Source organism: Streptomyces sp. CA-210063 (genome assembly GCF_024612015.1).
In the GTDB taxonomy this organism is placed as follows: Bacteria; Actinomycetota; Actinomycetes; order Streptomycetales; family Streptomycetaceae; genus Streptomyces.
Genome location: NZ_CP102512.1, coordinates 10670768 through 10689575 on the forward strand (window position 1 = coordinate 10670768; position 18808 = coordinate 10689575).

18 protein-coding genes are annotated in these 18808 nt (G+C 68.7%); 13 read left to right on the forward strand and 5 right to left on the reverse strand.

All coding sequences use genetic code 11. The features are described 5' to 3' along the window. The first annotated feature begins 222 nt into the window (after positions 1-222). The 3 genes from JIX56_RS46600 to JIX56_RS46610 all read left to right on the forward strand — a co-directional run bounded on the left by JIX56_RS46600 (position 223) and on the right by JIX56_RS46610 (position 2979). Positions 223-1014 (forward strand): SDR family NAD(P)-dependent oxidoreductase, encoded by a 792-nt coding sequence (locus JIX56_RS46600; RefSeq protein ID WP_257550427.1) that lies wholly within the window; start codon positions 223-225, stop codon positions 1012-1014. A 289-nt stretch (positions 1015-1303) separates the two neighbouring features. Continuing rightward, positions 1304-2365, forward strand: coding sequence for an alkene reductase (locus tag JIX56_RS46605; protein ID WP_257550429.1), 1062 nt, complete (start codon positions 1304-1306; stop codon positions 2363-2365). A 185-nt stretch (positions 2366-2550) separates the two neighbouring features. After that, entirely contained in the window at positions 2551-2979 is a 429-nt protein-coding gene (locus tag JIX56_RS46610; protein WP_257550430.1) for an ester cyclase, read from the forward strand. A 26-nt stretch (positions 2980-3005) separates the two neighbouring features. Here JIX56_RS46610 and JIX56_RS46615 read toward each other — a convergent pair whose 3' ends face one another. Next, positions 3006-3230 (reverse strand): hypothetical protein, encoded by a 225-nt coding sequence (locus JIX56_RS46615; RefSeq protein ID WP_257550431.1) that lies wholly within the window; start codon positions 3228-3230, stop codon positions 3006-3008. A 508-nt stretch (positions 3231-3738) separates the two neighbouring features. On the opposite strand from JIX56_RS46615, the gene JIX56_RS46620 reads away from it, so the two are divergent. Together JIX56_RS46620 and JIX56_RS46625 are read left to right on the forward strand one after the other, a co-directional pair. After that, a complete protein-coding gene (locus JIX56_RS46620) occupies positions 3739-4656 on the forward strand; it encodes an alpha/beta hydrolase (RefSeq protein WP_257550432.1) in 918 nt (305 codons plus the stop codon). Positions 4657-4863: 207 nt separating this feature from the next. Then, positions 4864-6429: a long-chain-fatty-acid--CoA ligase gene (locus JIX56_RS46625; protein ID WP_257550433.1), complete on the forward strand. Its 1566-nt coding sequence runs from the start codon at positions 4864-4866 to the stop codon at positions 6427-6429. Positions 6430-6719: 290 nt separating this feature from the next. On the opposite strand, the gene JIX56_RS46630 is transcribed toward JIX56_RS46625, so the two are convergent. From JIX56_RS46630 to JIX56_RS46645, 4 genes are all read right to left on the reverse strand, one after another. Then, positions 6720-7535 carry an oxidoreductase gene (locus JIX56_RS46630; protein ID WP_257550434.1) on the reverse strand — a complete coding sequence of 272 codons (816 nt, stop codon included), beginning with the start codon at positions 7533-7535 and terminating at the stop codon, positions 6720-6722. Between the two features lie 190 nt (positions 7536-7725). Continuing rightward, positions 7726-8025, reverse strand: coding sequence for a hypothetical protein (locus tag JIX56_RS46635; protein ID WP_257550435.1), 300 nt, complete (start codon positions 8023-8025; stop codon positions 7726-7728). A gap of 73 nt (positions 8026-8098) precedes the next feature. Beyond that, positions 8099-8221 carry a hypothetical protein gene (locus tag JIX56_RS46640; RefSeq protein WP_257550436.1) on the reverse strand — a complete coding sequence of 41 codons (123 nt, stop codon included), beginning with the start codon at positions 8219-8221 and terminating at the stop codon, positions 8099-8101. A 57-nt stretch (positions 8222-8278) separates the two neighbouring features. Beyond that, complete coding sequence (locus tag JIX56_RS46645) at positions 8279-8824, reverse strand: MarR family winged helix-turn-helix transcriptional regulator (protein WP_257550437.1); 546 nt, start codon at positions 8822-8824, stop codon at positions 8279-8281. A 233-nt stretch (positions 8825-9057) separates the two neighbouring features. Here JIX56_RS46645 and JIX56_RS46650 point away from each other — a divergent pair, with 233 nt between their 5' ends. The 8 genes from JIX56_RS46650 to JIX56_RS46685 all read left to right on the forward strand — a co-directional run bounded on the left by JIX56_RS46650 (position 9058) and on the right by JIX56_RS46685 (position 18807). Beyond that, entirely contained in the window at positions 9058-9561 is a 504-nt protein-coding gene (locus JIX56_RS46650) for a flavin reductase family protein (RefSeq protein WP_257550438.1), read from the forward strand. 62 nt (positions 9562-9623) lie between these two features. After that, complete coding sequence (gene hpaB / locus JIX56_RS46655) at positions 9624-11090, forward strand: 4-hydroxyphenylacetate 3-monooxygenase, oxygenase component (RefSeq protein WP_257550439.1); 1467 nt, start codon at positions 9624-9626, stop codon at positions 11088-11090. Continuing rightward, on the forward strand, positions 11090-12535 hold the full coding sequence (locus JIX56_RS46660; protein ID WP_257550440.1) for a fumarylacetoacetate hydrolase family protein: 1446 nt from the start codon (positions 11090-11092) through the stop codon (positions 12533-12535). The genes hpaB and JIX56_RS46660 overlap by 1 nt, the downstream gene beginning before the upstream one ends. Next, positions 12532-13464 (forward strand): 4-hydroxy-tetrahydrodipicolinate synthase, encoded by a 933-nt coding sequence (dapA, locus tag JIX56_RS46665; protein WP_257550442.1) that lies wholly within the window; start codon positions 12532-12534, stop codon positions 13462-13464. Before JIX56_RS46660 ends, dapA begins: the two co-directional genes overlap by 4 nt. Continuing rightward, a complete protein-coding gene (hpaE, locus tag JIX56_RS46670) occupies positions 13461-14948 on the forward strand; it encodes a 5-carboxymethyl-2-hydroxymuconate semialdehyde dehydrogenase (RefSeq protein ID WP_257550444.1) in 1488 nt (495 codons plus the stop codon). The genes dapA and hpaE overlap by 4 nt, the downstream gene beginning before the upstream one ends. Beyond that, positions 14945-15949, forward strand: a complete 1005-nt coding sequence (gene hpaD / locus JIX56_RS46675; RefSeq protein ID WP_257550446.1) for a 3,4-dihydroxyphenylacetate 2,3-dioxygenase — start codon at positions 14945-14947, stop codon at positions 15947-15949. Before hpaE ends, hpaD begins: the two co-directional genes overlap by 4 nt. Before the next feature lie 194 nt (positions 15950-16143). Further along, positions 16144-17100: a helix-turn-helix domain-containing protein gene (locus JIX56_RS46680; RefSeq protein WP_257550447.1), complete on the forward strand. Its 957-nt coding sequence runs from the start codon at positions 16144-16146 to the stop codon at positions 17098-17100. 375 nt (positions 17101-17475) lie between these two features. Further along, entirely contained in the window at positions 17476-18807 is a 1332-nt protein-coding gene (locus JIX56_RS46685) for an MFS transporter (protein WP_257550449.1), read from the forward strand. Position 18808: the final 1 nt, after the last annotated feature.

Sequence of the window (18808 nt, forward strand, 5' to 3'; positions counted from 1 at the left end):
GAAGTGCCGGGCGGCCGGTCGCGACGCCCTCTTCCCGTACGGCTCTTTCTCGCTGCCGCCAGGCGGGGAGCCTGTGGGTCCGCTGCAGTCTCCGGTCGCGGGCGGTGGCCGGCGAGGTCGCGGGCAGTTGACCGGAGCACTTTAGATAGCTACCGTAATCTAAAGCAGGGCCGAGGCTCTGGCCCCTCTACTCATCCGCCAGCCCAGAAATGAGATCCCCCCATGACCACGCAGAACAAGAGCGCTGTCGTCACCGGCGCGTCCGCCGGCCTGGGTGCCGCCTACGCGCAACGGCTTGCCGACCGGGGCTACGACCTGATCCTGGTGGCCCGCAACGCTGCGCGGCTGGAGACGCTTGCGTCGGACATCCGCAGCCGCACGGGCCGCGCGGTGGACGTCGTCACCGCCGACCTCACCGATGCTGCGCAGATCTCCGTGGTCGAGGAGCGTCTGCGCACCGACGAGAGCATCGAGGTACTGATCAACAACGCCGGCGGGGGGCTGTTCACGCCGCTGGCGACCTCCGACGCCGCGGCTTCCGAGGCGCTGATCAACCTCAACGTGACCTCGCTGACCAGGCTGACCACCGCGGTCCTGCCGGGTCTGACGGCCCGCGGGCACGGCACCGTGGTGAACATCTCCTCTGCACTGGCTCTCAACATCCTGCCCGTCAGCGCCGTCTACAGCGGCACCAAGAGCTACGTGCTGACCTTCACCCAGGCCCTGCAGCAGGAGCTCGCCGAGAGCCCCGTCGTGGTGCAGGCCGTGCTGCCGGGCGCTGTCCGCACGGAGTTCTGGGACGGCTCCGGCGCCGACCTCGGGGCGTTTCCCGATGAGTGGATCATGAGCGCGGACGACGTGGTCGACGCGGCGCTCGCCGGCCTCGACGCGGGGGAGCCCGTCACCATCCCGTCGCTGCCCCAGATCAGCGACTGGGAGTCGTTCGAGAAGGCGCGTCAGACGCTCGTCCCGAACCTGTCGCTGAGGGTCCCCGCCGATCGCTACCGCGGCTGACCGCCGCTCCGACTCCGGTGCGGGAGTCCTTTTTCCACGGTGCGGCTGGTGCCGCGCACGACCGATGCGTCCCGGGGCGTGGGTGAAGACCGACGCACTCGGCGTCCTCCCTCCTGGACGGACAGCCGGGGCCCAGCCCTCCATTGGCGGCGGTCATGAGCGCGGCAAGCTCCTCCGCACCGTCGACTGCCCCTCCGAGCGGTCTGCCCTTCCACGGTGGAAGGGCACCAGGCCCATCCGGCCCGCCATCCCGCAAGTCTCTGTCACTCTGTCTTTTGAGGAAACATCCATGTTGAACGCCCTGTGGAACCCGATCGTCGCCGGGGAGATCTCCCTGCCGCACCGGCTTGCGATGGCCCCCATGACGCGGGACCGGTCCACCCCGGAAGGCATACCCACCGAGTTGAACGCCGAGTACTACGCCCAGCGCGCCTCGCACGCCCTCATCATCACCGAGGGCACCCAGCCCAACGCCGACGGACAGGGCTACCTGCTCACCCCCGGCATCTACTCCGAGGAGCACATCGCCGGGTGGCGCAAGGTCACCGACGCCGTACACAAGGCCGACGGACGCATCGTCATCCAGCTCATGCACGCCGGACGGATGTCCCACCCCGACAACACCCCCCACCACCGGCAGCCGGTCGCCCCCTCCCCGGTCCAGCCGGCAGGCGAAATGTTCACCCCGTCCGGCCCTCAGGAGATGCCGGTACCGCGCGAGCTGTCCACCGAGGAAGTCGCCGCCACGGTCGACGACTTCCGGCGCGCCGCGGCGGCCGCCATCGCGGCCGGCGCCGACGGCGTCGAGATCCACGGCGCCAACGGCTACCTCGTGCATCAGTTCCTCGCCACCAACACCAACCAGCGCACCGACCAGTACGGCGGCTCCATCGACAACCGCATCCGCTTCGCGGTGGAGGTCGCCACCGCGGTGGCGGACGAGATCGGCGCCGGCCGCACCGGGTTCCGGATCTCTCCCGGCAACCCGTTCAACGACATCGCGGAGAGCGACACCCCCGAGCTGTACCCGGCACTCGTGCGCGCCCTCGCCCCGCTCGACCTCGCCTACCTGCACATCGGCCACGGCGGCGACGACGAACTCCTGCACACCCTCCGCAAGCTGTGGCCGAACACCCTGGTCCTCAACCGGGCCGGCACCGACATCGCCACGCGCGCGAAGGACGTCGAAGACGGCGTGGCCGACATCGTCACCGTCGGCGTGATGGCACTCGCCAACCCCGACCTGGTCGAGCGCGTACGCACCGGCGCGCCCCTGAACACCCCCGACCCCGCCACCTTCTACGGCGGCGACGAGGCCGGCTACACCGATTACCCCGCCCTCTCCGCCTGATGAACCCGGCCCACACCGCCTGACAAACCCCGGCGCTACCGGTCCTGGCGGGCCGGTACGCACAGATGATCCCCAATAGCATTATGGTCATAAGTTAAATGTGGGTCATCCTCCCGCCTGTTCGATTTGATTCCACGGTCCGTCACAGGGGCGGAGCCGCTCCGTCCATCCATATGGAGAAACACATGTCTTCCTCGAACGTCGAAACCCAAAGGTCCACCGCCGACTTGCACCGGCTTGCGGATGAGTACGTCAGGCGCGTCAACCTGCGTGACCTCGACGCCCTGTTCGACCTGTACGCGCCAGACTTCCGCTCCTACGCCGCGGACGGAACCACCACCGGCGTCGAGGAGACCCGCGCGGTGCTGGCGTCGTTCCTCGACGCGGTCCCCGACTTCGCTGCCACGCCGGTCCGTGTCGTCGCCGAGGACGATTGGTTCGCGATCAGCTTCATCCTCACCGGCACGAACACCGGGCCCTTCAACGGCACTCCCGCCACCGGCCGATCGATCAAGGTGCTGGAGCTCCGCATGTTCAAGGTGGCCGACGGGAAGCTCGCCGAGCACTGGGGCCTCATCGACCTGGCGACGCTCTTCGCCCAGTTGCAGTCCTGAGAGGGTGACGTGAGTTGATGTCTGTTTCACCCTTTCGCAAGGGGCAGGCGGGCCGGCCGCAGCGTCGCCGGGCGGCTATGGCCGCGGCTGGGTGAAGAGGCCCTGCTCGTCTCGACCGGGATTCCGCGCTCGGTCAGCCGTTTGAGTTTCAGGCGGGTGTTGTTGATGTCGCTGGGCGCGATCCATGTCCATCGCCTCTCACACCTACCGCCCCGCAGCGGCCGCGCGTCGGCCGCGGCGAGCAGCGCCATGATCCGCTGGTAGGCCGGTTGGTCCGGCAGTTTCGGGGTCGGCAGCGCGCGCGGCTGCGGATCGGCAGCTCCACTCGCACGAGCCCGTCGTGCTCCCACGACGGGCTCGTGCGGGTGGAGGCCGCCGGGCTCAGCTCGCTGGGCGAAAAGGCCCGCGCAGGTGAGTTCCAGCAAGTCCTGCCCGACGAGTGGCCGCTGATCCTCGGCAACGACCTCGCGTGGACCGTCAGCCGAACACACTGCTCCTCAACCGGGCCGGCACGGACATACCCACCCGCGTCAAGGACATCGAAAACGGCCTGGCCGACGTCGTCACCGTGGGCTCGATGTCCCTCGCCAACCCCGACGGTCGAGCGTGTACGCACCGGCGCGCCGCTGAACACCCCCGACCCCGCCACCTTCTACGCCGGCGACGCAACCGGCTACCCCACCCGCACTGCCTGACAATCCCCGGCCGTACCGGTCCTGGCGGGCCGGTATGTCCCTAATGGCCCCATGGAGGTGCCACGTGGCTGATCACACTGCAGTTGAACTGAGCCCGGAAGCGACCGAGTTCGCGGACTTCTTCGCCGGACTGGCGGTTCCCGAGTCCGAGTTGGATGCGATGCGCATCGTGTCGGAGGGCGTCCATCTCAAGGCCCGGGAGCCGGAAGGCGTCACCTATCGGGAGGTGGACGCGGGTGGCGTTCTGGGAATCTGGTGCGAACCGGTCGATGCCGACACCGACTACGTCCTCCTGCACGGTCACGCCGGGGGCTCCGTTCTGTCGTCGGCGTTCGTCGACCGGAAGCTCGCCGGACATATCGCCAAGGCCGCAGGGGCACCCGTACTGGTCCTGGACTTCCGGCGGGCACCGGAACACAAGTACCCGGCCCAGGTGGACGACGCGGAGGCGGCCTTCAACTGGCTGCTCTCCGAAGGGTACGAGCCGGGGAACATCATCACGATCGGCCACTCCATCGGCGGGTTCATCGCCGTCGCCCTGGCGCTTCGCCTCCGCGACAAGAAGCAGCCGCTGCCCGGCGCCATCGTGTCGATCTCCCCCTGGTGCGACCTCGAGATCGCCAACGAGACCATCGAGGCCAACGCCGGGACGGACAAGATTCTCAGCAAGGGTCTGCTGGAGTTCTTCCGGGAGTCCTGGATCGGCGGCACGGGCATCGAGTTCACGGACACCCGGATCAACCTGAACCGGGCGGACCTGAGTGGTCTTCCCCCGACCCTCGTCTCCTGGGGAACGTACGAGGTCCTGGCCGGTGAGGACGAGGAGTTCGCCGCCCGCGTCAAGGACGCCGGAATCGACACGGCGACCGTCGTGGTCCCCGGCGGCCAGCACTCGTACGTCTACGGCGCCGGCCGCATTCCGGAGACCGACGCCGCCATCGCACAGATCGGCGCGTGGGTCCGGGAGAAGACGAAGATCTGACCGAGCGGTTCCGGTCCGGCAGGCGCAAGAGCCGCACGCGCAGAGGCAGGACCGGACTGCCTATCGGTCTGCAGGCATGGCCTGAGCGGGGGTGATCTCACCACCATCGAGTTCGCCGCGCTGCTGGGCCGGGAAGCCGACGGCTTCGTGCCCGCCTCGGGACTTCGTCCAGACGTGACCGCCACCTCGAGAACCAGGAGAACGACGATGCACAGACCGACCCGCAACGTGTCACGCGTACTGACGGATTCCGCGTCCCGGTACCCGGAGCGCGCCGCAATCGTCTTCGGTGACGAACTCATCACATACAGAGCTCTCGACGCCGCGGCCAACCGGGTCGCGAACCTGCTCGTCTCGCGCGGCGTTCAGCCGGGTGACAAGGTCGCACTGTCCTGCCCCAACCTGCCCCACTTCACCAGCATCTACTTCGGCATTCTCAAGGCCGGGGCGGCGGTCGTGCCGCTGAACGTGCGCTTGAAGGCGCGCGAGGTCGCCTACCACCTCACCGACTCCGACGCGAAGGCGTACTTCGCGTTCGAGGGCACGGCGGAGCTGCCGATCGGACAGGCGGCATGGGAGGGATTCCAGGCGGCCGAAGGCTGTGGCGAGTTCTTCCTGATCGAGGGCGGTGGCGCTCCGTGGGCCGGGGACGGGACGCCGGAGTCGTACACCGCGGTCGTCGCCGAGCAGCCGGTGACGTTCCAGACGGTCGAGCGCGACGAGGACGACACGGCGGTGGTCCTCTATACCTCTGGCACGACGGGCCGGCCCAAGGGCGCCGAGCTGCGTCACCGCAACGTGTACGACAACGCGCTTGCCGGCATCGACCTGTTCGCCGCGGATCCCGAGCGCCCCGACACATACCTGTGCGCGTTGCCGCTGTTCCATGCCTTCGGTCAGACCGTGATCCAGAACGGCGCTCTCGCCTTCGGGGGCACGATCGTGATGCAGCCGAGGTTCGATGCGCGCTCAGCCCTGCGTCTCATGCTCGACCATGACGTGACGTTCTTCGCCGGCGTCCCGACGATGTACTGGGGTCTTCTCGCCGCACTGGACGACACGGTCGACGTCGCCCGCCTTGCCGCGAATCTTCGCGTTGCGGCGGCCGGTGGCTCAGCGCTGCCCGGCGAGATCCACAAGCAGTTCAAGGACCGCTTCGGCGTCACGATCCTCGAGGGATACGGACTGTCCGAGACCTCTCCGATCGCCTCCTTCTCCCGCTTCGGGGAGGAGCCCCGCGTCGGCTCGATCGGCGTGCCGATCCCGGGCGTGGAGATGAAGCTCATCCGTGACGACTGGGCCGACATCGAGGACGGTACCGACGAGATCGGGGAGATCGCGATCAAGGGCCACAACGTCATGAAGGGCTACTACAAACGGCCCGAGGCGACGGCCGAGGCGATCCATGAGGGCTGGTTCCGCTCCGGTGACCTCGCCCGCAGGGACGAGGACGGCTTCTACTACATCGTCGACCGGTCCAAAGACATGATCATCCGGGGTGGCTTCAACGTCTACCCGCGCGAGGTCGAGGAAGTGCTCATGGAACACCCCGCCGTCTCACTGGTCGCCGTCATCGGCGTACCGCACGAGTCCCACGGCCAGGAGGTCAAGGCCGTCGTGGTGAAGAAGGCCGGGAGCGGCACGACCGAGGAGGAGCTCGCCGCCTGGGCGAAGGAGCGGCTCGCCGCGTACAAGTACCCGCGCGTCGTCCAGTTCGTCGACGAACTGCCCCTGACGTCCACCGGCAAGATCCTCAAACGCGGACTCGCCTGAACACCCTGGACGTTGTCGCATCCGGGCCGACGATCTGACCCCGGCCAACGGTCAAGTGCTGCCGAACCTGATCACGAAGTCCGCGTTGAGCGAGGCACTCGCCGACAAGCGCAACGCCCCGGACCGCCGCCGTCCGGAAGCAATACCGTCGGGGCCGGTCGCGACCCGGCCCCGGATCATGTCGTCAGGGGAGCCGGTGATGTCGGGCACACCGGAGAAATTCGGGCGGAACCGCCGCCCTTGGAGCCGGACCGGGATGGCGTCGGCACCTTTTGATCCGGATGGGGGTGTCAGGTGGGCATCCGGTTGGTCTTGCGGACCTGTTTGTCGAACGTCCCGGTGGGGACGAGGCGGCGCGCCGCGCTGATGCGTGAGGCGAGGGGGCCGGCGGTGTAGCGCAGCTTCGGCTTCTTGTCGGTGGCTGCCGTGACGATCACCTTGGCGACGACGGCGGGGTCGTCGCCCTCCTTCATCGCATCCGCGATCATCTCGTCGAAGACGCGCCGTCGCTCCGCGTACAGCGGCAGCGGGGTGTCGGGTTGCGCGGCGTTGGTGTCGAAGCTGGTCTTGGTGTAGCCGGGCTCGACGAGGAGGACCCGGACGCCGTGCTCGCGGACCTCGTGGTCCAGGGACTCGGAGAAGCCCTCGATCGCGTGCTTCGCCGAGACGTAAAGGGCCATGAAGGGCTGGGGGATGAGCCCGAGGACGGACGAGACGTTGATGATGCGTCCCCCTCCCTGGGCGCGCATGTGCGGCAGGACCGCCTTCGTCATACGCATGACACCGAAGACGTTGATGTCGAAGACGCTCTGGGCCTGGGCGACGGAGTTCTCCTCGACGGCACCGGCTGAGCCGATACCGGCGTTGTTGACCAGGACGTCGATCCGCCCGAACCGGTCGATCGCCTGCTCGACCACGGCGGTGGCGGATTCATCGCTCGCCACGTCAAGGTCGAGGTACGTCACCCCGGCGGGCGGGGTGAGTCCCGAGGTTCTCCGGCCGGTTCCGATTACTTCGAAACCCGCTGCCACGAGGGCGCGGGCCGTCTCCCTGCCGATGCCTGATGAGGCTCCTGTCACGAGCGCCACCGGCCGAGTTGCCGCCATCACGTACTCCCTCGATTTGCCTTACGTTCGTATGGCTTACGTTCGTACGACCATATGGGGATCGTCGGTCGATTGCAAGTGGTCACGTCCGGCGATCCAGCAAAGGATCCGAAAACGTTGGGCGCGGTACGGGAAAGACCACGAGCGGACGACGAGCAGGTGACCGAGACCGCAACCGCCGGTCCTCGCATCACCGGCCGCATTCGTCGACGACGGCCTCGGTGCCGTCCTCGCGCACCACTTCGGACGTGGGCACCCAGAGGGGCAGGCCGGCCGAGCCCTGGTTGCGGGGACGGTCCCGGTAGTCGAAGGTGGCCACCCCACTGGCCTCCGGCATGCCGAAACCCTTCAGGATCGGGACATCGAGGCGGTTATGGCTCAAGAAGCGGTCAGGATGCGTACCGGTGAAGACGACCGCGCGGATGTCCGGATCGCGGTCTGCGCGATCGACCAACTCTTTCAGCTGCTTGGTGATCTCGGGATCGAACAACGCGTGCGGGCCTCGATGGTTTCCGGTGCTCGGCGTGCCGGCCGGGCGCCCGGGGGCGGCAGGTCGGGCGCGGTCATGTCACGCGCATGACGACCTCGCCGGCCTTGGTGCGTCCTTGCTCGAGGCGGGCCATGGCTTCACGGGTCTGCGCGGAGCTGGTCGCGCTGGCCTTCATGAAGAGGTACGAGTACGTCACAGTCGCCGTCCGCCAGGTAGGACGCCCGCCATTGGCTCTTTGCCCTGGGGGAAGCCCTCAGGTCCGATGCCGTACGTCGAAGTGCGCGGAGTGCGCGGTCAGCTTGCCGAGCAACTCGATGAGGGTCTGCTGCTCGTCCTCACTGAGGGCGCCCGCCCACTCCTGTTCGCGTGCGTTGTGCGCCTGGAAGGCGGTGGTGATCGCATGCAGACCGGCCTCGGTGAGGCCGAGCTGTACCGCGCGCCCGTCGTAGGAGGCGCGCTCCTTGCTCACCAGGCCGTCCCGTTCCAGCGTGTTCACCAGCGCCGACACGGCGGCTCGGCTCATGCCGGACAGCTCCGCGACCTTCTTCGCCTCGACCGGGCCCGACAGCCAGATGGCGAACAGCACTCGGAAGCCCGGCCAGGACCAGCCGCGAGGCCGGTGTACGGCGGATTCGAGGTCGTAGACGAGCATGTTGGCCGCGCGGTGGAGGGTGAGCACCAGCCGCATGGCGAGCGGGTCGATGCCGGGGAGTTCCCGCGAGGCCCGGTCGACGGCGTGGTCGATGAACGACCAGAAGTGCAGGTGGTCGGCATCCAGCGGTTCCGGTTCCTGGGTCACAGCCGGAGTCTAGGTCGGGAAGCGGGACGCGTCGGCACTCACCGTCCAGGTTTCCGAAACGTAGAAAACCTTCGCCCGAGGGCTTCCCCAGAGATGTCGACGGGGGTACGGTCCCCAATTAATCAAAGCATTGACTACATGCCCTGAGTAGGAGCTGTTCTGTTTCGTCCCCTGGGTCTGCCAGGGGACAGGTCTCCTCCCGGCCGTGCGTCCCGATGCGCAAGGAACCTCGTATGCCCGAAGCACTCGCTCCCCCCAGTCCCGGCGCGCTGCGTGCCTGCATGTCCCGTTTCGCCACCGGCGTCACGGTGGTGTCGTACTCGACCGACAGCGGTCCGCGGGGCGCCACCATGAACTCCTTCACGTCCGTGTCCGCCGAACCGCCGCTGGTCCTGGTCAGCGTCGCCCGCCGGGCCCGCTGCCACGACCAGCTGACCGACGGGCCCTTCTGCGTGAACATCCTCGGTGCCGAACAGGAGCAGTTGGCCCGGCTGTTCGCGGGGGCACAGAGCACCGCGGAGCCCCGCTGGGCAGAAGGCGCGCGGGTTCCCCGGCTGGCCGACCCGCTCGCCTGGGTGGAGTGCGAGCCCTGGCGTACGTACGACGGCGGCGATCACACCCTGGTCCTCGGCCGCGTCACCGACCTCGGTCACCGCGACGGCGACGCCCTGACCTACGCCTGGAGCCGATTCGCGTCCACGACCGAGTCGACCGACGGCATCGAGCACCTCTTCTGAAGCTCTTCCGCCCGTCCCACCCCCTCCCCCTCTCGAGCCCCGCACTCCCCAGGAGAACGACCATGGCCGCACGCACCGGCAAGGAATTCCTCGAGCGCCTGTCCCAGTCCCGCCCCACCGTGCACATCCAGGGCGAGACGCTCACCGGAGGAATCCAGGAGCACCCCGCTTTCCGCAACGTGGTGCGGACCTACGCCGAGCTGTACGACCTCCAGCACAGCGACGAACACAAGGACGTCCTCACGTACGCGTCCCCCACCTCCGGTGAGCCGGTCGGCACGTCCTTCCTCACTCCGCGCACATCGGACGATTTGGTCAAGCGCCGTAAGGCGTTCAAGGTGTGGGCCGACCACAGCAACGGCATGCTCGGCCGCACCGGCGACTACATGAACAGCTCCCTGATGGCGCTCGCCTCTGCCGCCGACTGGTTCGCCCAGGCCAACCCCGCCTTCGGCGAGAACATCCGCCGCTACTACGAGAAGGCCCGCGAAGAGGATCTGCTGTGCACGCACACGCTGATCCCGCCGCAGGTCAACCGGGCGGTGGCGGGTACCCAGCAGGCGGGCGGCAAGCTCGCGGCACGCATCGTGAAGGAGGACGACAACGGCGTGGTGATCCGCGGGGCGCGCATGCTCGCCACCATCGCCCCCTTCGCCGACGAGATGCTCGTCTTCCCCTCGACCGTGCTCCGCGGCACCCCCGAGGACAAGCCGTACTCGTACGCCTTCGCCATCCCCAACGACACCCCCGGCCTGCGCTACATCGCCCGCGAGCCCCTCGACTACGACCGCCCGCGCCACGACCACCCCCTCGCCTCCCGCTTCGAGGAATCGGACTGCGTGGTCGTCTTCGACGACGTGCACGTGCCCTTCGAGCGCTGCTTCGCCCTCGGTGACGCCGAGCTGTGCAACGGCTTCTACTCCCAGACCGCCTCCGTGGTGCACATGACCCACCAGGTCGTCACCCGCACCACCGCCAAGACCGAGTACATCCTCGGACTGGTGACCCTGCTCACGGAGGCCATCGGCATCGAGCAGTTCCAGCACGTCCAGGAGGACATCGCCGAGATCATCACCACCCTGGAGACGCTGCGCGCCTTCCTGCGCGCGGCAGAAGCCGACGCCGAGGTCAACGAGTACGGGGTGCTGACCCCGGCCTGGGCCCCCCTCAACGCCGCCCGCAACCTCTATCCCAAGCTCTACCAGCGCTTCCCGCAGATCCTGCGCAAGCTCGGCGCCTCCGGCCTGATGGCCACCCCGACCGAACTCGACATCACCGGCCCGGCGGCCGCCGACATCGAGGCCTACCTCCAGTCGGCCACCCTCACCGGCGCCGAGCGCGTGAAGCTGTTCCGTCTCGTCTGGGACACCTGCATCTCCGCCTTCTCCAGCCGCCAGGCCCTGTACGAGTACTACTTCTTCGGCGACCCCGTCCGCATGGCCGGCGCGTACGTGAAGAGCTACGACCGCGAGCCGTACAAGGCGAAGGTCCAGGCCTTCTTGGATCAGCACAGCCTGGAGCGCTCCTGATGACGCACCCCCTGGGGAACCCCCCGTCGAAGATCATCGCTGTCCATCTCAACTACCCCAGCCGGGCCAAGGAGCGCGGCCGGATCCCGGCCCAGCCCTCCTACTTCCTCAAGCCCCCCTCGTCGCTGGCGGGCACCCAGGAGGCCATCGTCCGCCCGGAGGGGTGTGAACTTCTCGGGTTCGAAGGCGAGATCGCCCTGGTCGTCGGCAGCCGGGCCCAGCGGGTGCGGCCGGAGGACGGCTGGTCCCACGTGCGGTGGGTGACCGCCGCGAACGACGCCGGGGTCTACGACCTGCGGTATGCCGACCGCGGCTCCAACCTCCGCTCCAAGGGCGCGGACGGCTTCACCCCGATCGGGCCGCGGCTGCTCGATGCCCGCCAACTCGACCCGGACGCACTCCAGTTGCGTACCTGGGTCAACGGCGAACTCGTGCAGGACGGCACCACCGACACGCTCCTCTTCCCCTTCGGACAGCTCGTCGCCGATCTGTCGAGACTGGTCACGCTGGAGCCCGGGGACGTGATCCTGACGGGCACTCCGGCCGGCGCGTCCGTCGTCTCCCCCGGCGACACGGTGGAGGTCGAGGTCACCGGCAGCGGGCAGTCCACCGGGCGGCTGCGCAACCCCATCGCCTCCGGGCCCGCCCTGGAGACGTACGGAGCGATGCCGAGGACGGACGCGGCCGAACGCGAGGCCGCCCACGGAGCCGCGTTCACCCCCGAGCCACTGCTCGACGAACGCATCGAGGACGGCCTGCGTTCGGTCGCGGTCGCCACCCTCAGCGCCCAGTTGCGGGGGCGCGGACTGCCGCACATGTCCATCGACGGGGTACGTCCCACACAGCCGGACACGAAGATGGTCGGCGTCGCCCACACGCTGCGCTACCTTCCGCTGCGCGAGGACCTGTTCAAGCGGTACGGCAACGGCATGAACGCCCAGAAGCGGGCCATCGAGCAGCTGCGACCCGGTCATGTGCTGGTCATGGACGCCCGCCGGGACACCTCCGCCGGCACGCTCGGCGACATCCTCGCCCTGCGCGCCCAGCAGCGCGGCGCGGCCGGGGTGGTCACCGACGGAGGTCTGCGCGACAGCGTCGCCGTCACCGAACTGGGGCTGCCCGTCTACCACGGCGGAGCCCACCCCTCCGTCCTCGGCCGCCGCCATGTGCCGTGGGACACGGGAGTGCCGATCGCCTGCGGCGGAGCCCTCGTGCAGCCCGGCGACCTGCTGGTGGGAGACGCGGACGGCGTGGTCGTCGTGCCGCCCGAGCTGGCCGAGGACCTGATCACCGACTGCCGGGAGCAGGAACAGCGGGAGCACTTCATCACCGAGCAGGTGCGCGCCGGGCACGGCATCGACGGCCTGTATCCCCTCGGTCCCGACTGGCACGAGATGTACGAGCGGTGGCGCAAGCAGCACAGTACGCAAGGAGAGCACTCATGAAATTCCGCAGCGACCCGTCCGCCATCTGCGGCTCCATCGCTCCCGCCATCACCCCCTTCACCTCGGACGGAGCCGTCGACCACGACAGCCTGCGCGCGCTGATCCGCTTCCAGTTGGAGTCCGGTTCGCACGGCATCTCGCTGGGCGGCTCCACCGGCGAGCCCAGCGCGCAGAGCGTCGGCGAGCGGATCGCGGGGATGCGGACGGCGGTCGAGGAGATCGGCGACCGCGTCCCGTTCCTGCCCGGGACCGGATCCCACAAGCTCGACGAGACCCTCGAACTCACTGCGGCGGCAAAGGAGTTGGGCGCGGACGCGGCGCTGGTCATCACGCCGTACTACGCGCGCCCCACGCAGGAGGCGCTGTACCAGTGGTACGCGACCGTCGCACGGGAGTTCCCGGATCTGCCGATCGTCGCCTACAACGTGCCCTCGCGCACGGCCGTCGACATCGCGCCCGAGACGGTGAAGCGGCTGTTCACCGACTTCGAGAACTTCGTGGGCGTCAAGGAGACCACCAAGGACTTCGAGCACTTCTCGCGCGTGCTGCACGCCTGCGGGCGCTCACTGCTCGTGTGGTCGGGCATCGAGCTGCTCTGTCTGCCGCTGCTCGCGCTCGGCGGTGCGGGGTTCGTCTCAGCCGTGGCGAATCTCGCTCCCGGTGCGGTGGCTCGGATGTACGAGCTGTGGGAGGCGGGCGACTTCGACGGTGCCCGCGATCTCCACTACCGCCTGCACCCGCTCGTCGACCTCCTGTTCGTCGAGACGAACCCGGCGCCGGCGAAGTGGGTGCTGCACCAGCAGGGACGTATCGCGTCGCCCCATGTCCGCCCGCCGCTCACCTCTCCCACCGACGCGGGCCTGTCGAAGATCCGGGCGCTGCTCGCCGAGGGCGGCGACCTCACCCAGCAGATCGGAGCCGCGCAGTGAGCACCACTCCTGAGCACCTTCCCTCCGTGATCCGGCACTGGATCGGCGGCGAACTGGTGGACGCGGCCGACAGCCGCACGTTCGATGTCGCCGACCCGGTCTCCAACACGGCCTACGCACAGGCCGCGCGTGGCTCCGCGGCCGACGTGGACCGGGCGGTGACGGCTGCCCGGGTCGCGTTCCCGGAGTGGGCCGGGCTGTCCAACCGGGCACGCGCGGGTGTCCTGTACCGGATCGCCGACGCCGTCGAGGCCCGTCATGACCGGCTCGCCGCCTTCGAGTCGTACGACTCCGGGCTGCCGATCACGCAGGCCCGTGGCCAGGCGCGGCGGGCCGCCGAGAACTTCCGCTACTTCGCGGATGTCATCGTGGCCCTCGGTGAGGAGGCGTTCCGGCAGGGCGACGACCAGTTCAGCTATGTGGTGCGCACACCGGTGGGGGTCGCCGGGCTGATCACGCCGTGGAACACCCCGTTCATGCTGGAGAGCTGGAAGCTGGCACCCGCGCTGGCGTCCGGCTGCACGCTGATCCTCAAGCCGGCCGAGTGGACCCCGCTGTCCGCGTCGCTGTGGCCGGAGATCTTCGACGAGGCAGGCGTGCCCGCCGGGGTGGTGAACATCGTGCACGGCATCGGCGAGGAGGCCGGCCAGGCCCTGGTCGACCACCCGGACGTGCCGCTGATCTCCTTCACCGGCTCCTCCGACACCGGTCGGCACATCATCCGGTCCTCCGCCGAGCACCTGAAGACGGTGTCGATGGAGCTGGGCGGCAAGTCCCCGGTCGTCGTCTTCGCCGACGCGGACCTGGAAGCCGCGCTGGACTCGGTGGTGTTCGGCGTGTTCTCCCTCAACGGGGAGCGCTGCACGGCCGGTTCACGCGTCCTCGTCGAGCGCCCGCTGTACGAGGAGTTCACCCGGCGACTGGCGGAGCGGGCCGCCAACGTACGCGTCGGGCTCCCGTCCGACCCGGCCACAGAGGTCGGCGCACTGGTCCACCCCGAACACTACGAGCGCGTCCTGAACTACGTGGAGATCGGCAGGAAGGAGGGCCGCCTGGTCGCCGGTGGCAGCCGCCCCGACCACCTCGCCGACGGCAACTACCTCCAGCCCACCGTCTTCGCCGACGTCGAACGCGACGCCCGTATCTTCCAGGAGGAGATCTTCGGCCCGGTCGTGGCCGTCGCCCCCTTCGACGACGAGACCGAGGCCGTGGAACTCGCGAACGCCACGCAGTTCGGTCTGGCCGCCTACGTCTGGACCTCGGACCTCAAGCGCGGCCACCGCATCGCGCACGCCGTCGAGTCCGGCATGGTCTGGATCAACTCCCACAACGTCCGTGACCTGCGCACTCCCTTCGGCGGGGTCAAGGCCTCCGGTGTCGGCCGCGAGGGCGGCGCCCACAGCATCGACTTCTACACCGAATCGAAGATCGTCCACGTCGCCCTCGCCGAGGTGCACACCCCCCGCTTCGGAGCCACCTCATGACCGCCTCGAACGCCCCCGACGTCGTCCGGTCCGCCTACGCCCAGCTCGCCGTCACCGACCTCGGCGCCGCCCGCTGGTTCTGGGTCGACATGCTCGGCTTCCACATCCAGTACGAGGACACCGAGTCGCTGTACCTGCGCGGCACGGACGAACTCACCCACCACTCCCTGGTGCTGCGCAAGGGCGACATCGCGGCCCTCGACCACATCTCCTATCGCGTCCGCACCCCCGAGGACGTCGACAAGGCGGAGAAGTTCTTCGCCGGACTCGGCTGCCCGGTCAAGCGGTTGAAGAAGGGCGAGGGAACGCACGGTATCGGCGACGCGGTCCGCGTCATCGACCCGCTCGGCTTCCCCGTGGAGTTCTTTTACGAGATCGCCCGCGCCGAGCGCCTCATCCAGCGCTACGACATCCGCCACGGCGCCGAGATCGCCCGCCTGGACCACTTCAACATCTGCACTCCCGACATCCCGGCCGCCTACGCCCACTACCAGTCCCTCGGCTTCGGCTGCTCGGAAACGATCGAGGGCGACGAGCACGAGCTGTACGCGGCCTGGATGTACCGCAAGCAGACCGTCCATGACGTCGCCTTCACGGGGGGTGCCGGGCCGCGCCTGCACCACGTCGGGGTGGCCACCCACGAGTCCCACCAGGTACTGCGCGCGGCCGACATCTTCGGCTCCCTGCACAAGGAGCACCACATCGAACGAGGCCCCGGCCGGCACGGCGTCTCCAACGCCTTCTACCTCTACCTGAGGGACCCCGACGGCCACCGCGTGGAGATCTACACCTCCGACTACTACACCGGCGACCCGGACCACGAGACGTACCGCTGGAACGTGCGCGACGACCGCCGCCGCGACTTCTGGGGCAACGCCGTCATCGAGTCCTGGTACAAGGAGGCCGTCCCCGTCCTCGACCTGGACGGACGCCCGCGGCCCGTGACCGACACCGTCCTCGACGAGTCCGCGGTTCAGGTGGGTGCGGACGGCCTCGGCTGATACTCCGGGCGGTGGGGGACTTGGAGGTGCTTCGCGCCCTTCCGAGCCCCCTCACCGCGCCCTCGACAGACACGGGACCTTCTCATACACCCTATTCATCACACTTCATAAAAACCGGATACGACGGTTAGTATCCGGCGGCACGCCTACCTGCCGGCTTGCCGAAGGGCCTTCAGAGGAGACCCATGCACTCGATGACGACTCCGTCGGACGACACCTCCGCAGGACGCTTCGAGTTCTGGCGGGACGTGGTCGGCCAGAGTTTCGTGCCGCTGGAAGCGCTGCCGCGCGAGGTTCCCGACTTCCGCGCCTCCCTGCACACCGCCCAGCTCGGCGCGGTGCAGGTGTCTGTCGTGGCCGCGGATCCGCACGGCGTCGCCCACACCCGTAGGCACATTGCCTCCGACCCGGCCGATTTCGTCAAGGTGAGTCTTCAGCTGGCCGGGCAGTGCATGCTGACCCAGGCGGACCGCCAGGCCCTGCTCAAGCCGGGCGAGCTGGCCGTCTACGACACCCGGCATCCGTACACACTCGACTTCGACCAGCGGTACCGCACACTCGTGCTGATGTTCCCGCGGGTCATGCTCCGGTTGCCCGAGCGCGACCTGACCCGCATGATCGCCACCACTGTGTCGTGCAGTGACGGACTGGGGCCCGTGGTGCACCCGTTCCTGCGCGGACTGGCCGGGCAGGTGCGGCAACTGGACGCTCTCGGCACGCCGCGGCTCGCGGACAGCGTGGTCGACCTGGTCGGCGCGATGCTCTCGGAGCGGTGCGCCGTGCACGCGACGCTGCAGGACGACGGGCGGGAGCTGCTGGCCCGGCGGATCCTCACGTACATGGAGCAGCGGCTCTCCGACCCGGGGCTCGGACCCGACCGGATCGCGGCCGCCCACCACATCTCGCGCCGCTTCCTCTACAAGCTGCTGGCCGAGCGGGGATACACGGTCTCGGGCTGGCTCCGGGAGCGCCGCCTCGCCGAGTGTCTGCGCGACCTCGCGGACCCCGCGCTCGCCCATATGCCCGTCGCCACCGTCGGAAGCCGCTGGGGCTTTCCCGACCCCGCCCACTTCAGCCACGCCTTCAAGAGCGCCTACGGCATGAGCCCGTCGGAGGCACGCGGGGCCGGGCGCACGGCGCTGGGTGCTTAGCGAGTGCTGAGCGGCGGTCACGCGGTTTCGCTGCCCTTCGCTGCCTGTCGTAGTACGTCCCGAACACGGCGGATCTGCTGATAGTGCCCGCCCCTGCAAGAGTCGGTGCACGATCACGCAAGCCGGAGTGGGCCGCCGAGGTGCACCCTCCGGTCGTGAGAGAGAGCCGCACACTCCTCACATGCCCGCCTCGCGGGCGCCAGTGCGCGGCTTACGCAGGAACGTCCACAGACACAAGCACGGGCTGACGTCCCGACCTCCCCAGGGCCGAAGAGCATCACTGCGCTGATCGGCAGCCCCGTGCTGTCTCTTCTCCCCACGGCACTCTCCCTTCCTGCCTCTCCGGCTCCCGCTCGTCCGACGAATGAGGCATTCATGCTGAGCAAGCGATCCGCTGCGCCCCCTCCGCTCGGTGGCCCCGGCCCCGACGCCCGCCGCTACGAGAACAAGCTGCTCGTCATCCTTTTCCTGGGCTTCGGCCTCGTCTTCTTCGACCGGCAGGCACTTCTCTTCCTCGTCCCCTTCATCAGCAAGGACATCCCCCTCTCGAACACCGCCCTGGGCACGCTCTCCGGAGTCCTCGCGCTGACCTGGGCCCTGTCCGGAATGATCTCCGGTCGCCTGTCCGACCGGCTCGGCCGTCGCAAGCCCGTGATCATCATCGCGGTGGTGCTGTTCTCCTGCTTCTCGGCGTCGAGCGGACTGGTCGCCGGATTCGGCGCACTGCTGGCGGCCCGAGCGCTGATGGGTTTCGCGGAAGGTGCCGTACTGCCGGTGTCGCAGTCTCTGATGGTGGAGGCATCCCAGGAGCACCGGCGCGGCCTGAACATGGGTCTGCTACAGGGCTCATCGGCCGGACTGCTGGGCGGCATCCTCTGCCCGCTCGCGGTGGTGTGGATCGCCACGCAGTACAGCTGGCGACTGGCGTTCGTCATCACCATCGTCCCGGGGCTGCTGATCGCCCTGTGGATCTGGCGGTCGGTACGGGAGGAACCGCCGGGTGGCCGTGCGATGACGGAGCCCGCGGCGGAATCCGTGGATGCCGTGGCCAAGCCGAGCATCGGCAGCATCCTCCGGCAGCGCAACATCATCCTCTGCGTGCTGATCGCCTGCGCGTACATGACCTGGTTCTTCGTCATCATCACGTTCGCGCCCGTCTACATGACCTCGGTCAAGGGCTTCTCACCCGCGACGATGAGCGGCGTCGTGACCTGCCTCGGGGTGGCGTGGGTCGTGTGGGGCTTCGTCACACCGGGGATCTCGGACCGGTTCGGCCGCAAGAACACGCTGATCGTCTTCACGGTGATGGCCGCGCTCTGCCCCCTGGCCGTGGTGTATGTGAGCAGTCCTCTGGTGCTCGGCGCAGTGGTCGTGCTCACGTACACGGGTCTCGGCTGCTTCACCCTGTTCATGGCGACCATCCCCGCGGAGACCGTCCCCCGTGGCGCGCTGGCGACCGCCCTGGGCTTGGTCATGGGTATCGGGGAGCTGGCCGGCGGTTTCCTCGCTCCGGTGATCGCCGGGTGGGCCTCCGACAACTGGGGGCTTGAGACGGCCATGTACATCTCAGCGGCGGGTGCCGGGCTGGTCGTCCTGCTCGCGCTCGGGCTGAAGGAGACGGCTCCCGCCGTCCTGCGCAGGAAGAACGCGGCGGCGGTCCGCGCCGGCGCTGCGGAGCGAACCACGAGCGAAGCCGCCGTGTCCTGAC

Excerpts from the sequence above, each read along its gene's own strand:
- JIX56_RS46660 (WP_257550440.1), top strand. The coding sequence starts at position 11,090 with ATGACGCACCCCCTGGGGAACCCCCCGTCGAAGATCATCGCTGTCCAT.
- dapA (WP_257550442.1), top strand. The coding sequence starts at position 12,532 with ATGAAATTCCGCAGCGACCCGTCCGCCATCTGCGGCTCCATCGCTCCC.
- JIX56_RS46600 (WP_257550427.1), top strand. The coding sequence starts at position 223 with ATGACCACGCAGAACAAGAGCGCTGTCGTCACCGGCGCGTCCGCCGGC.
- JIX56_RS46605 (WP_257550429.1), top strand. The coding sequence starts at position 1,304 with ATGTTGAACGCCCTGTGGAACCCGATCGTCGCCGGGGAGATCTCCCTG.
- JIX56_RS46625 (WP_257550433.1), top strand. The coding sequence starts at position 4,864 with ATGCACAGACCGACCCGCAACGTGTCACGCGTACTGACGGATTCCGCG.
- hpaD (WP_257550446.1), top strand. The coding sequence starts at position 14,945 with ATGACCGCCTCGAACGCCCCCGACGTCGTCCGGTCCGCCTACGCCCAG.
- JIX56_RS46685 (WP_257550449.1), top strand. The coding sequence starts at position 17,476 with ATGCTGAGCAAGCGATCCGCTGCGCCCCCTCCGCTCGGTGGCCCCGGC.
- JIX56_RS46650 (WP_257550438.1), top strand. The coding sequence starts at position 9,058 with ATGCCCGAAGCACTCGCTCCCCCCAGTCCCGGCGCGCTGCGTGCCTGC.
- JIX56_RS46615 (WP_257550431.1), bottom strand. The coding sequence starts at position 3,230 with ATGGCGCTGCTCGCCGCGGCCGACGCGCGGCCGCTGCGGGGCGGTAGG.
- JIX56_RS46680 (WP_257550447.1), top strand. The coding sequence starts at position 16,144 with ATGACGACTCCGTCGGACGACACCTCCGCAGGACGCTTCGAGTTCTGG.
- JIX56_RS46610 (WP_257550430.1), top strand. The coding sequence starts at position 2,551 with ATGTCTTCCTCGAACGTCGAAACCCAAAGGTCCACCGCCGACTTGCAC.
- hpaB (WP_257550439.1), top strand. The coding sequence starts at position 9,624 with ATGGCCGCACGCACCGGCAAGGAATTCCTCGAGCGCCTGTCCCAGTCC.
- JIX56_RS46630 (WP_257550434.1), bottom strand. The coding sequence starts at position 7,535 with ATGGCGGCAACTCGGCCGGTGGCGCTCGTGACAGGAGCCTCATCAGGC.